Source organism: Streptomyces sp. DH-12, from assembly GCF_002899455.1.
Taxonomy (GTDB): domain Bacteria; phylum Actinomycetota; class Actinomycetes; order Streptomycetales; family Streptomycetaceae; genus Streptomyces.
Window position 1 is genome coordinate 2,594,083 of sequence record NZ_PPFB01000001.1, and the last position, 13,193, is coordinate 2,607,275.

Annotated in this window: 9 protein-coding genes; 5 read left to right on the forward strand and 4 right to left on the reverse strand. The window is 72.2% G+C overall.

The features are described 5' to 3' along the window. Positions 1-167 precede the first annotated feature (167 nt). Positions 168-1,562 (reverse strand): cation:dicarboxylate symporter family transporter, encoded by a 1,395-nt coding sequence (locus C1708_RS10225; protein ID WP_106412370.1) that lies wholly within the window; start codon positions 1,560-1,562, stop codon positions 168-170. A 155-nt stretch (positions 1,563-1,717) separates the two neighbouring features. Here C1708_RS10225 and C1708_RS10230 point away from each other — a divergent pair, with 155 nt between their 5' ends. Together C1708_RS10230 and C1708_RS10235 are read left to right on the forward strand one after the other, a co-directional pair. Beyond that, a complete protein-coding gene (locus tag C1708_RS10230) occupies positions 1,718-3,481 on the forward strand; it encodes a sensor histidine kinase (protein ID WP_241911219.1) in 1,764 nt (587 codons plus the stop codon). Next, entirely contained in the window at positions 3,478-4,173 is a 696-nt protein-coding gene (locus C1708_RS10235) for a response regulator (RefSeq protein WP_106412371.1), read from the forward strand. The genes C1708_RS10230 and C1708_RS10235 overlap by 4 nt, the downstream gene beginning before the upstream one ends. Here C1708_RS10235 and C1708_RS35640 read toward each other — a convergent pair. The 3 genes from C1708_RS35640 to C1708_RS10245 form a co-directional block, all read right to left on the reverse strand. Then, entirely contained in the window at positions 4,170-4,310 is a 141-nt protein-coding gene (locus C1708_RS35640) for a hypothetical protein (protein WP_157951263.1), read from the reverse strand. The two genes, C1708_RS10235 and C1708_RS35640, sit on opposite strands and share 4 nt — an antisense overlap. A gap of 47 nt (positions 4,311-4,357) precedes the next feature. Further along, complete coding sequence (locus C1708_RS10240; RefSeq protein WP_198602451.1) at positions 4,358-6,655, reverse strand: N-acetylmuramoyl-L-alanine amidase; 2,298 nt, start codon at positions 6,653-6,655, stop codon at positions 4,358-4,360. A gap of 498 nt (positions 6,656-7,153) precedes the next feature. Beyond that, complete coding sequence (locus C1708_RS10245; RefSeq protein ID WP_106412372.1) at positions 7,154-8,179, reverse strand: ATP-dependent 6-phosphofructokinase; 1,026 nt, start codon at positions 8,177-8,179, stop codon at positions 7,154-7,156. 203 nt (positions 8,180-8,382) lie between these two features. On the opposite strand from C1708_RS10245, the gene pta reads away from it, so the two are divergent. From pta to pyk, 3 genes are all read left to right on the forward strand, one after another. Then, positions 8,383-10,479, forward strand: coding sequence for a phosphate acetyltransferase (gene pta / locus C1708_RS10250; RefSeq protein WP_106412373.1), 2,097 nt, complete (start codon positions 8,383-8,385; stop codon positions 10,477-10,479). Continuing rightward, positions 10,476-11,687 (forward strand): acetate kinase, encoded by a 1,212-nt coding sequence (locus C1708_RS10255; protein ID WP_106412374.1) that lies wholly within the window; start codon positions 10,476-10,478, stop codon positions 11,685-11,687. Before pta ends, C1708_RS10255 begins: the two co-directional genes overlap by 4 nt. Positions 11,688-11,760: 73 nt before the next feature. Continuing rightward, positions 11,761-13,188, forward strand: a complete 1,428-nt coding sequence (gene pyk, locus C1708_RS10260) for a pyruvate kinase (protein ID WP_106412375.1) — start codon at positions 11,761-11,763, stop codon at positions 13,186-13,188. The last annotated feature ends 5 nt before the right edge of the window (positions 13,189-13,193 follow it).

The following is a 13,193-nucleotide window of genomic DNA, read 5'->3' on the forward strand; positions in this document are numbered from 1 at the left end:
GGGCAGGAGAAAAGCCGGGCGGCGGACTCACGGGGGAGGAGTCCAGCCGCCCGGCGACGGGGCCCTGTCACCTGTCACCAGGACGGGCCTCCGTGACCGGCCGGCCGGGGCGACGGGGGAAGTGTGTCCCGGCCGGCCGGAGTGTGCGGGGCGCGGCGCCGGCCCGGTCAGGCCTTGGCCAGCTCCTTCTCGCCGTCCGCCTCGAGCGCCGGGGCGGAGTCCTCGTGGCCGGCGTCCGCGCCGTGGTCGTCCAGCAGCGTCCGCTCGTCGAACGGGGCACGGCCGGCCAGCACCTCGGCGACCCGCTCCTTGTCGATCTCCTTGGTCCAGGTGCCGATCAGCACCGTGGCGATCGCGTTGCCGGCGAAGTTGGTCAGCGCGCGGGCCTCGCTCATGAAGCGGTCGATGCCGACGATCAGGCCGATGCCGTCCACCAGGGCGGGCTTGTGCGACTGCAGGCCGCCGGCCAGGGTCGCCAGGCCGGCGCCGGTGACACCGGCGGCGCCCTTCGAGGCGACCAGCAGGAACAGCAGCAGCGGGATCTGCTCGCCGACCGACATCGGCGTGCCCATGGCGTCGGCGATGAACAGCGAGGCCATGGTCATGTAGATCATGGTGCCGTCGAGGTTGAAGGAGTAGCCGGTCGGGACGGTGATGCCGACCACCGGCTTGCTGACGCCCAGGTGCTCCATCTTCGCGATGAGCCGCGGCAGCGCGGACTCGGAGGAGGAGGTGGACAGGATCAGCAGGAACTCGCGGCCCAGGTACCTGAACAGGCTCCACACGTTCAGGCCCGCGACGAGCTTCAGCATCGCGCCGAGCACCAGGAAGACGAACAGCACACAGGTGATGTAGAAGCCGAGCATCAGCACCGCGAGGCTCTTGAGCGCGTCCAGGCCCGCCGAGCCGGTGACCGCGGCCATCGCGCCGAAGGCGCCGACCGGGGCCGCCCACATGATCATGGCGAGGACGCGGAAGACCAGCCGCTGGATGTGCTCGATGCCGCGCAGGACCGGCTGACCGGCGTTGCCCATGGCCTGCAGGGCGAAGCCGCACAGCAGGGCGATCAGCAGGGTCTGCAGCACCTCGCCCTGGGTGAAGGCGGACACGATGGTGGTCGGGATGATGCCGAGCAGGAACTCGGTGGTGTCCTTCGCCTCCGAGTCGATCTGCGCGTGGCCGGTCTCCTTGACGGCGTCGGTGACCGCGAGGCCGGTGCCCGGGTCCAGGATGTTGCCGACGACCAGGCCGATGGCGAGCGCCACCACCGACATGACCATGAAGTAGCCGAGGGCGATGCCGCCCACCGCGCCGACCTTGGCGGCCTTCCGCACGGACCCGATGCCCAGCACGATGGTGCAGAAGATGATCGGCGAGATCATCATCTTGATCAGGTTCACGAAGCCGGTGCCGATCGGCTTCAGCTCGACCGCGAAGTCCGGGGCGACCAGACCGACGGCGATGCCGAGGGCCACCGCGATGATCACCGCGATGTAGAGATAGTGCGTGCGGTCCCGTTTGACCTTGGGTGCGGCAGGTGCCGTATCGGCGGCGCTGGTCACGGCGGCCCTCCTTGACGTCGTCGTCGGCATCACCGGCGTGCGGCTCACGTCCGGGGGATGGTTCGGGGGAACGCGGTGACTATGTCGCGCCTTGTGAGCGTGGTCACCCTTCCGTTCATTTAGTTCACCGCACGGGTGCGAGGCAGACTGGCGGGATGCGTATCCCCCTCCCCCGGCCCCGCAGCCTCGCGGGGCAGCTCTTCGCCATGCAGGCCGTGCTGCTCACGGTCGTGGTGGCGGGGTACGCGCTGGCCACCTATCTCAGCCACCGCAGCGAGGCCGAGGAGGCCGCGGGGCGGCAGGCCGCCTCGGTGGCCCGCTCGGTCGCCGACTCACCGTCCGTGCGGGAGGCGATCCGCTCGTCCGACCCGTCGGCGGGGCTCCAGCCGTACGCGCTGGCGGTGGTGCGCGACACCGACGTGGACTTCGTCACCGTCATGGATCCCCGGGGCATCCGCTGGACCCACCCCGACCCGGACCAGATCGGCCTGCCCTTCCAGGGCCACACGGGCCCGGCCCTCGAGGGGCGTACCTTCACCGAGACCTACACCGGCACGCTCGGCCCGTCGGTGCGGGCCGTCACCCCGGTGCGGGACGGCGACCGGATCGTCGGCCTGGTCAGCGCGGGCATACGGGTCGAGGAGATCGGCCGGCGCGTGCAGGAGCAGCTCGCCGCGCTGCTGGCGGTCGCGGCGGGCGCCCTCGGGCTCGGCGCGATCGGCACGTACGTGATCAACGCCCGGCTGCGCCGGCACACGCACGGGATGAACGCGACCGAGCTCAGTCACATGCACGACTACCATCAGGCCGCGCTGCACGCCGTGCGCGAGGGTCTGCTGATGCTGGACGGGCAGTACCGGGTGGCGCTGATCAACGACGGCGGCCGGGAGCTGCTCGGGGTGGACCAGGAGGAGGACGTGGTGGGGCGGTCGGTCGCGGAGCTGGGTCTGCCCGGCCCGCTGACGGGCACGCTGCTCGCCTCCGAGCCCCGGGTCGACGAGGTGCACCTGACGGCCGACCGGGTGCTGGTGGTGAACACCTCCCCGGTCACCGGCGGTCAGCGGCGCGGGTCGGTGGTGACGCTGCGGGACGTGACCGAGCTGCAGTCGCTGATGGGCGAGCTGGACTCGGAGCGGGGCTTCACGCAGGCGCTGCGGTCCCAGGCGCACGAGGCGGCCAACCGGCTGCACACCGTGGTGTCGCTGATCGAGCTGGGCCGCGCCGAGGAGGCCGTGGAGTTCGCCACCGCCGAGCTGGAGCTGGCGCAGGCGCTCACCGACCAGGTGGTGGCGGCGGTGAGCGAGCCGGTGCTGGCGGCGCTGCTGCTGGGCAAGACCGCGCAGGCCAACGAGCGGGGCGTGGAGCTGGTGGTGTCGCCGGACAGCCGCCTGGACGACGGCCTGCTGCCGGACGCCCTGTCCTCCCGCGACCTGGTCACCATCCTCGGCAACCTGATCGACAACGCGGTGGACGCGGCACAGGGCGGGGTGCGGCCGCGGGTGACGGTGACGGCGCTGACCGAGGAGGACGGCTCGGAGCTGGTCCTGCGGGTCGGCGACACCGGCCCCGGCGTCGACCCGGACCGCGCCGAGGAGCTGTTCCGGCTCGGCTACAGCACCAAGCCGTCCGGCCCGGGCGGCCGGGGTCTGGGCCTCGCCCTGGTCCGGCAGGCGGTGTCCCGGCACGGCGGCACCCTCTCGGTGACCTCCGGCACGGACGGCGGCGCGGTGTTCGACGTGCGCGTCCCGCTGCGGGAGACGGACGGTACGGTCACGCACGGCACGGGCGATGCGGTCACGCACCGCACGGACGATGCGATCGCGCACGGCACGGGCGATGCGGTCACGCACCGCACGGACGATGCGATCGCGCACGGCACGGGCGATGCGGTCACGCACCGCACGGGCGGTGCCGGATGACCGGGCAGCCCATCAGAGTGCTGGTCGTCGAGGACGACCCGGTCGCCGCCGACGCGCACGTGATGTACGTCGGGCGGGTGCCCGGCTTCGTCGCCGTCGGCACGGCGCACACCGGGGCCGAGGCCCGCCGGGCGCTGGACCGTACCCCCGTCGACCTGCTGCTCCTCGACCTGCACCTGCCCGACGTGCACGGCCTGCGGCTGGCCCGCTCGCTGCGGGCGGCGGGCCATCACGCCGACGTCATCGCGGTGACCTCGGCGCGGGACCTGGCGGTGGTGCGCGAGGGGGTGTCCCTGGGCGTCGTCCAGTACGTGCTGAAGCCCTTCACCTTCGCGACGCTCCGCGACCGGCTGGTGCGCTACGCCGAGTTCCGCGCGGCGGCCGGCGAGGCCAGCGGGCAGGCCGAGGTGGACAGGGCACTTGCGGCACTGCGGGCACCGGGACCGGCCGCACTGCCGAAGGGGCTGAGCGGGCCGACGCTGGAGCGGGTGACGGGGGCGCTGCGCGAGGTCGAGGACGGGCTGACCGCGGCGGGGGTCGCCGAGGCCGTGGGGATATCCCGGATCACGGCCCGGCGGTATCTGGAGCATCTGGTGGAGACGGGGAGGGCCGGGCGGGCCCCGGTTTACGGGCAGGTGGGACGGCCGGAGTTGGTCTACCGGTGGGTCCGGGGAGCGGAGAAGAGGCGTTAGGGAGCGGGGGCGCCCGGGACGGCGGCGCGGGTGCGGGCCTGGACGGCGCCGGTGGGAGCGGCGGCGCGGGTGCGGGCGGCGGCGGCCTGAAGCCAGGCGGCGCGGGCCTGGACGGCCCGGGGCCCGACCGCACGCACGCGGTCGGGCCCCGGGCCGTCGTGGCCCGCCGAGGGCGGAGGGGCCTCTACCTGAGGTAGACGATGCCGTCCGTGGTGATGGCCGGACGGCCCTTGGTCCCGACGACGACGATCTTGATCGTGTGCTTGGCGCTGCCGCTCCAGGTCCTGGTCCAGATCGCGTCGCGGTACTTGGTGGTGGACGACTTCAGGTCCACGGTGGCGGCCTTCTTGCCGTCCACGTAGACGTGGGCCTGGCCGGAGGTGGCGGCGCGGGAGACGGTCCAGGCGACGGACCGGCCGGTGAAGGTCCAGCTCAGCGAGGCGTTCTTGGAGGAGCTGGTGTACGACTTGCCGCCGAGGTAGCTGGAGGAGGACTTGGTCGTCCACGTGCCGGACTTGGTGGCGGAGCTCTCCTGGAGGATGACCGGGGTCCCTGCGACCGAGGCGGTGGCGGTGTTGCCGGCCCGGTCGTAGGCCTTCATCGACCAGGTGGTGGCGGCGCCGGACTTGGCGGTGTGGCCGGCGCTGGTGACCGTGGGACCGTAGGTCTTGGCGGTCGGGGCGGTGAGCCGGACCTCCTTCAGCGCGACGCCGTCGGCGGCCTTCCACTTCAGCGTCAGCGGAACGGCGGCGGTGTTGACGGTGCCGGTGCGCAGGGCCAGGTTCGGCTTGGTGGTGAAGGCGGGGGCGGTGGTCTCGGCGACGACGGTCGCGGCCGCCGTGGTGGTCGTCCTGCCCGACTGGTGGACGGCGCGGACGGCCACCTGGTGGGTGCCGGCGGTCAGGGTGGCCTTGGCGGAGGTGGCGGTGCCGGCGGCGGTGGCCACGGCCTTGCCGTCCACCAGGAGTTCGTACTTCGAGACGAGCGCGGCCGGGGTGGTGGCCGACCAGTTCACCGTGATGCCGGCCCTGGTGTAGGTGGTCGAGCCGGAGGTGCTGTTGCCGGTGACGGACTTCAGGGTGAGGCCGGAGACCGGTCCGCCCGCCCAGGTGCGGATGGTGGCGAGCTTGGCGTAGAAGGCGTCGCCGGGGCACTGGGTGTTGTACCCGTCGCGGTGGCCGTGGATCGCGGGCAGGGTCAGCTGGGCGCCCTTGGCCCAGGTCTTCCCGGAGTAGCTGCGGCCGCTGTCGCCGGCGGTGAGGGTGGCGGTGCCGGTGGGGGCGACGCCGTACTGGCCGAGCTTCCACGCGGCGATCCGGGCGACGGAGGTCATGGCGGCCGCGGAGGGCGCGGTGGAGGTGTAGGTGCCCAGCACGGATATGCCGGTGGTCTCGGCGTTGAAGCCGTAGGCGTGGGCGCCCATCACCGGCCGGTCGACTCCGCCCTTGCGTCCCTCGTAGACCCTGCCGCACTTGTCGACCAGGAAGTTGTAGCCGACGTCCTTCCAGCCCAGCTGCTTCACGTGGTACGCGTAGATGCCGCGCACCACGGCCGGGGCCTGGGCGCAGGTGTAGTCGTTGGACTCGGCGGTGTGGTGCACCACGACCGCCTTGACCTTCCCGCCGGGCAGGTAGCCCGGCTCCTCCGGGCTGATCGACTCGTCCGCGCCCCAGGCGGCGCGGGAGGTGATCGGCGGGCGGGGCGCGGTGGACGGCGGCGCGGGCGGGGCGCTCGCCGAAGGGGTGGGGGAGGCGGTGGGCGAGGAGGTGTCCGGGGCGGACGGCGTGACGGGGGCCGACGGCTCGGTCACCGAGGGTTCCGGCGCCGAGGGTTCGGAGGGGGACGGCTCGGGCGGCGTCTCGGAGGCGGGAGTCTGCGGGGTGGCGGCGTCCGGCTGCGGCTCGGTGCCGGTCTCCGGCTCGGTGGCCGAGGGAGTGGGCTCCTCGCTCTCCTCGACCCCTTCGGCCACGTACGCCGCCGGTTCCAGCGCGGTGACCTCGCCGCTGCCGGGGTCGACCATGTCCAGGCGCAGGCCCTTGGGCAGCCTGGCCGAATCCTTTCCGTCGACCCGCACTTCGACGCCGTCGGACGGGCCCACCCACGCCGGTTCGGTACCGCCGCGCACGGCGCCGCTCTCGCCCTGGCCGCTGTCGCCGTCCAGGGTCAGCCACCGTGACCACTCCTGCGTACCGGCGGCCCGGGTGCGGACCTCGACCGTGCCGCCGACGCGGGCGGACGGGTCGGACCAGGTCACGCCGAGCATGCTGAACGGCCCGGTGTCCCGCTTGCCCAGGGAGGCGGAGGTGCCGTCCCCGGAGACCCGTAGCGCGGTGGTCTCCGCCTTGCTGGTGACGGGCGCCGGCACACCGCCGGCGTGGGAGCCGCCGTCCTCCTGTCCCGTCACGGTCTGCAGGACGAGTGCCCCGGACAGGCCGGCCGCGACGACCGCGGACGCCTTCCAGAAATGCCGTGGTGTGCGCATGTCAGTTCGCAAGGTCCTTCTGCGTGAGGAGCGGAGCGGGAAACCCGTCGCCCGGACGGGCGTCGCGCTCAGGAGACTCACACGAAAGGGTGAAGGTTGTACGACAACATTGACGCGCCGGGACGAGAAGATCGAAAACCGGTCACGCACAGCACGGAACCGGCCTGCGGAGCGACGGAGATCACCGCAACCCTCCGGCGGAACCAGCTCCGTTTGCGGGCTTCCGTCGCGGCGCCGACGGCGACGGGGCCGACGGCAAGGCGTACGGGTTCCGCACGTCGCCGTACGACGGCAGGCACGGCGACGACGGCTGGTCGGCCCGGAAGGCCCTCTCCGTCGCCGGGAGCGTCGCGCTTCGGACAACGGGCCGGCGGCAGCCGTCCGGAAGGGGGTCCTCCGCCGACTGCGCCAGGACCACCGGGACCACGTGGCCGCCGCCCCGGCCGGAGCGGCGGCCACGGCGACGCGGGCGAGGACGACGGCCGGTGAGGGGACCGCCTAGAAGACCGACTCCGCCTCGTCCATGCGATCCTTCGGGACCGTCTTCAGTTCCGTGACCGCCTCCGCGAGCGGGACCATCACGATGTCCGTGCCGCGCAGGGCGGTCATCCTGCCGAAGTCGCCCCGGTGGGCGGCCTCCACCGCGTGCCAGCCGAAGCGGGTGGCGAGGACGCGGTCGTACGCCGTCGGGACGCCGCCGCGCTGGACGTGGCCCAGGATGACCGGCTTGGCCTCCTTGCCGAGGCGCCGCTCCAGCTCGTACGCCAGGGCCGTGCCGATGCCCTGGAAGCGCTCGTGGCCGAACTTGTCGATCTCGCCCTTGCCGTAGTCCATGGTGCCCTCGGCCGGGTGGGCGCCCTCGGCGACGCAGATGACCGCGAACTTCTTGCCCCGGTCGAAGCGCTCCTCGACCATCTTGACCAACTGGGCCGGGTCGAAGGGCCGCTCCGGCAGGCAGATGCCGTGGGCGCCGGCCGCCATGCCGGACTCCAGGGCGATCCAGCCCGCGTGCCGTCCCATCACCTCGACGACCATCACCCGCTGGTGCGACTCGGCGGTGGTCTTCAGGCGGTCCATCGCCTCGGTGGCGACGCCGACGGCGGTGTCGAAGCCGAAGGTGCGGTCCGTGGAGGAGATGTCGTTGTCGATCGTCTTCGGGACGCCGACCACCGGCAGACCGGCGTCGGACAGCATCCGCGCCGCCGTCAGCGTGCCCTCCCCGCCGATCGGGATCAGCGCGTCGATGCCGAACTGGTGGATCATGTCGGAGGCGTTCTCGCAGGCCTCGCGCAGCCGGTCGCGCTCCAGCCGGGAGGAGCCCAGTATGGTCCCGCCGCGGGCCAGGATGCCGCTGACCGCGTTGAGGTCCAGCGTGCGGTAGCGGCCGTCGAGCAGGCCGGAGTAGCCGTCCTCGAAGCCGATGACCTCGTCGCCGTAGTTGTCCACCGCCCGGTGCACGACCGACCGGATCACTGCGTTCAGCCCAGGGCAGTCGCCGCCTGCGGTGAGGACTCCTATACGCATCGTGCTGTGTCTCCTGGTCGCTGTCGATACCGGGTGAGCCACTGCCGATTGTTTCACGTCCGCCGGAGCGTCGCCGACGGCCGGACGCGCGGGCACCTAAACCAGCGCCGCAGGTATTGTCAAGAGGGATCCACTCACCTGTGTGGGCGGTTTCAAGGCCCCGCCGTTGCCTTTGCGGCCCCCCGACGAAACGGAGAGCGCGCGTGACCCGCAGCGTGTACGTGACCGGCATCGACCGCGGCGACGGCCGCCAGGTCGTCGAACTCGGGGTCATGGAGCTGCTGACCCGGCAGGTCGACCGGGTGGGTGTGTTCCGTCCCCTGGTGCACGACGGGCCCGACCGGCTCTTCGAACTGCTGCGCGCCCGCTACCGGCTCTCCCAGGCCCCCGCGACCGTCTACGGCATGGACTACGCCGAGGCCTCCGCGCTCCAGGCGGAGCGCGGCGCCGACGAGCTGGTGTCCACCCTGGTCGACCGGTTCCACCTGGTGGCCCGCGACTACGACGTGGTGCTGGTGCTGGGCACCGACTACGCGGACACGCAGTTCCCCGACGAGCTGTCCCTGAACGCCCGCCTCGCCAATGAGTTCGGCGCCTCGGTGATCCCCGTGGTCGGCGGCCGGAGGCAGACCGCCGAGTCCGTGCGCGCGGAGACCCGCAACGCCTACCGCGCCTACGACACCCTCGGCTGCGACGTGCTGGCGATGGTGGTCAACCGGGTGGCGCGCGAGGACCGGGACGAGATCGCCGAGCGGCTCGCCTCCCGGCTGCCCGTGCCCTGCTACGTGCTGCCCGACGAGCCCGCGCTGTCCGCGCCCACGGTGTCCCAGATCGCCCACACGCTGGGGGCGAAGGTGGTGCTCGGCGACGACTCCGGGCTCGCCCGCGACGCCCTGGACTTCGTCTTCGGCGGCGCGATGCTGCCCAACCTGCTCGCCGCGCTGACCCCGGGCTGCCTGGTGGTGACCCCGGGCGACCGGGGCGACCTGGTGGTGGGCGCGCTGGCCGCGCACAGCGCCGGCACCCCGCCGATAGCCGGGGTGCTGCTGACCCTGGACGAGGTGCCCGGCGAACGCGTCCTCACCCTCGCCGACCGGCTGGCGCCCGGCACGCCGGTGCTGTCGGTGCCGGGCAACAGCTTCCCCACCGCCGAGCAGCTGTTCTCCCTGGAGGGCAAGCTGAACGCGGCCACCCCGCGCAAGGCGGAGCGGGCGCTCGGCCTGTTCGAGCGGTACACCGACACCGCCGAGCTCACCCGCCAGGTGTCCGCGCCCAGCGGCGGCCGCGTCACCCCGATGATGTTCGAGCACAAGCTGCTCGAACAGGCACGTTCCGACCTGCGCCGGGTGGTGCTCCCGGAGGGCGCCGAGGAGCGGGTGCTGCACGCGGCGGAGGTGCTGCTGCGCCGGGGCGTGTGCGAGCTGACCCTGCTCGGCGACGTCGACCAGATCCGCAAGAAGGCCGCCGATCTGGGCATCGACCTGGGCGGCACCCAGCTGATCGACCCGGCCGTCTCCGAGCTGCGCGACTCCTTCGCGGAGAAGTACGCGGCGCTGCGCGCCCACCGGGGCGTCACCGTGGAGCTGGCGTACGACGTGGTGTCCGACGTGAACTACTTCGGCACGCTGATGGTCGAGGAGGGCCTCGCCGACGGCATGGTGTCCGGCTCGGTGCACTCCACGGCGGCGACCATCCGCCCGGCCTTCGAGATCATCAAGACCCGCCCGGACGCAGACATCGTCTCGTCGGTGTTCTTCATGTGCCTCGCCGACAAGGTGCTGGTGTACGGCGACTGCGCGGTCAACCCGGATCCGGACGCCGAGCAGCTCGCCGACATCGCGGTGCAGTCGGCGGCCACCGCGGCGCGGTTCGGGGTGGAGCCGCGGATCGCGATGCTGTCGTACTCGACGGGCACCTCCGGCTCCGGCGCCGACGTGGACAAGGTGCGCACCGCGACCGGGCTGGTGCGCGAGCGCCGGCCGGACCTGCGCGTCGAGGGGCCGATCCAGTACGACGCGGCCGTGGAGCCGTCGGTCGCGGCGACCAAGCTGCCCGGCTCCGAGGTGGCCGGGCAGGCGACCGTGCTGATCTTCCCCGACCTGAACACCGGCAACAACACCTACAAGGCCGTGCAGCGCTCGGCCGGCGCGATCGCCGTCGGCCCGGTCCTCCAGGGCCTGCGCAAGCCGGTCAACGACCTGTCCCGGGGCGCCCTGGTGCAGGACATCGTCAACACCGTCGCGATCACCGCGATCCAGGCCCAGTCCCCGGCCCCGAGCGAGAAGGCAGCCGCCCAGTGATCCCCTCCCGTGTCCTCGTCCTCAACTCCGGTTCCTCGTCGGTGAAGTACCAGTTGCTGGACATGAGCGACAGCAGCCGGCTGGCGTCCGGTCTTGTCGAGCGGATCGGCGAGCGGACCTCGCTGGTGCGCCACACCCCGCTGGTGTCCGGCGGGGAGACACGGGAGCGCACCGGCCCGGTCGCCGACCACGACGCCGCGCTGAAGGCGATGTCCGAGGAGCTGGCGGCGGACGGGCTGGGCCTGGACTCCCCCGAGCTGCTGGCGATCGGCCACCGGGTGGTGCACGGCGGCAAGCGCTTCACCGAGCCGACCGTGATCGACGAACGGGTGCTCTCCGAGATCGAGCGGCTGATCCCGGTGGCGCCCCTGCACAACCCGGCCAACCTCACCGGCATCCGCACGGCGACGGCGCTGCGCCCGGACCTGCCGCAGGTCGCCGTGTTCGACACCGCGTTCCACACCACGATGCCGGAGTCGGCGGCCCGCTACGCGATCGACGTGGAGACCGCCGACGCGCACCGGGTGCGCCGCTACGGCTTCCACGGCACCTCGCACGCGTACGTCTCCCGGGTCACGGCGCGGCTGCTGGGGAAGGCGCCCGAGGAGGTGAACGTGATCGTGCTGCACCTGGGCAACGGGGCGTCCGCCTCGGCCGTGCGGGCGGGCCGCTGCGTGGACACCTCCATGGGGCTCACCCCCTTGGAGGGGCTCGTGATGGGTACGCGGTCCGGTGACATGGACCCGGCCGTCATCTTCCATCTGATGCGCGTCGGCGGAATGTCCGCCGACGACGTCGACACTCTTCTGAACAAGAAGAGCGGGCTGGTCGGCCTGTGCGGAGACAACGACATGCGGGAGATCCGGCGCCGGATCTCCGCGGGCGACGAACGAGCGCGTCTCGCCTTCGACATCTACATTCACCGTCTGAGGAAGTACATCGGCGCCTATTACGCCGTTCTCGGGCGGGTGGACGCGGTGGCCTTCACCGCCGGAATCGGCGAGAACTCCGCCGAGGTGCGCGAGGCCGCCGTGGCGGGCCTGGAGGGGCTGGGCCTCGCGGTGGACGGCGAGCGCAACGCCGTCCGCGGCGGCGGGGCGCGGCTGATCTCGCCCGAGGGGGCACGGGTGGCGGTCGCGGTGGTACCCACGGACGAGGAAATGGAGATCGCACAGCAGACCTACGCACTGGTCGGAAAGGACAACTGAGCAGCGGGAACCTCATGTGTTCATTCCGCCAGACGGAATATTCCGGAGCGAAACAAACCGATAGGATCGCCCCATGCGCCGTTCGAAAATCGTCTGTACTCTCGGCCCCGCGGTCGACTCCCACGAGCAGCTCGTCGCTCTGATCGAAGCCGGCATGAACGTGGCCCGCTTCAACTTCAGCCACGGCTCGCACGCCGAGCACCAGGGCCGGTACGACCGGGTCCGGGCCGCCGCCAAGGAGACCGGCCGGGCCATCGGCGTCCTCGCCGACCTCCAGGGCCCGAAGATCCGCCTGGAGACCTTCGCCGAGGGCCCCGTCGAGCTGGTGCGCGGTGACGAGTTCACCATCACCACCGAGGACGTCCCCGGTGACAGGACGATCTGCGGGACCACCTACAAGGGCCTTCCGGGCGACGTCTCCCGCGGCGACCAGATCCTCATCAACGACGGCAACGTCGAGCTGAAGGTGGTCGACGTCGAGGGCGCCCGGGTGAAGACGATCGTCATCGAGGGCGGCGTCATCTCCGACCACAAGGGCATCAACCTGCCCGGCACGGCCGTGAACGTGCCGGCGCTGTCCGAGAAGGACGTCGAGGACCTGCGGTTCGCCCTGCGGATGGGCTGCGACCTGGTCGCCCTGTCCTTCGTCCGGGACGCCAAGGACGTCGCCGACGTCCACCGCGTGATGGACGAGGAGGGCCGCCGCGTCCCCGTCATCGCCAAGGTGGAGAAGCCGCAGGCGGTGGAGAACATGGAGGACGTCGTGATGGCGTTCGACGGCGTGATGGTCGCGCGCGGCGACCTGGCCGTCGAGTACCCGCTCGAGAAGGTCCCCATGGTGCAGAAGCGCCTGATCGAGCTGTGCCGGCGCAACGCCAAGCCGGTGATCGTGGCGACCCAGATGATGGAGTCGATGATCACCAACTCCCGTCCGACCCGCGCCGAGGCCTCCGACGTGGCCAACGCGATCCTGGACGGCGCGGACGCGGTCATGCTGTCCGCCGAGTCGAGCGTGGGCGCGTACCCGATCGAGACCGTGCGGACGATGTCGAAGATCGTCCAGGCGGCCGAGCAGGAGCTGCTGTCCAAGGGCCTGCAGCCGCTGGTGCCGGGCAAGAAGCCGCGCACGCAGGGCGGTTCGGTGGCCCGCGCGGCCTGCGAGATCGCCGACTTCCTCGGCGGCAAGGGCCTGGTGGCCTTCACCCAGTCCGGCGACACGGCCCGCCGGCTGTGCCGTTACCGCGTCGCGCAGCCGATCCTGGCGTTCACCACGGACGAGTCGACCCGCAACCAGCTCGCGCTGAGCTGGGGCGTAGAGCCGTACGTGGTGCCGTTCGTCAACAGCACCGACGAGATGGTCGCGCTGGTGGAGCAGGAGCTGGTCCGGCTCAGCCGGTTCAACGAGGGCGACATCGTGGTGATCACCGCCGGCTCCCCGCCCGGCGTCCCCGGCACCACCAACATGGTGCGCGTCCACCACCTCGGCGAGGCGACCGCCTGACCGCA

Coding starts and splice junctions, on each gene's coding strand:
- C1708_RS10230 (WP_241911219.1), top strand. CDS start 1,718: ATGCGTATCCCCCTCCCCCGGCCCCGCAGCCTCGCGGGGCAGCTCTTC.
- C1708_RS10235 (WP_106412371.1), top strand. CDS start 3,478: ATGACCGGGCAGCCCATCAGAGTGCTGGTCGTCGAGGACGACCCGGTC.
- C1708_RS10240 (WP_198602451.1), bottom strand. CDS start 6,655: ATGCGCACACCACGGCATTTCTGGAAGGCGTCCGCGGTCGTCGCGGCC.
- C1708_RS10245 (WP_106412372.1), bottom strand. CDS start 8,179: ATGCGTATAGGAGTCCTCACCGCAGGCGGCGACTGCCCTGGGCTGAAC.
- pyk (WP_106412375.1), top strand. CDS start 11,761: ATGCGCCGTTCGAAAATCGTCTGTACTCTCGGCCCCGCGGTCGACTCC.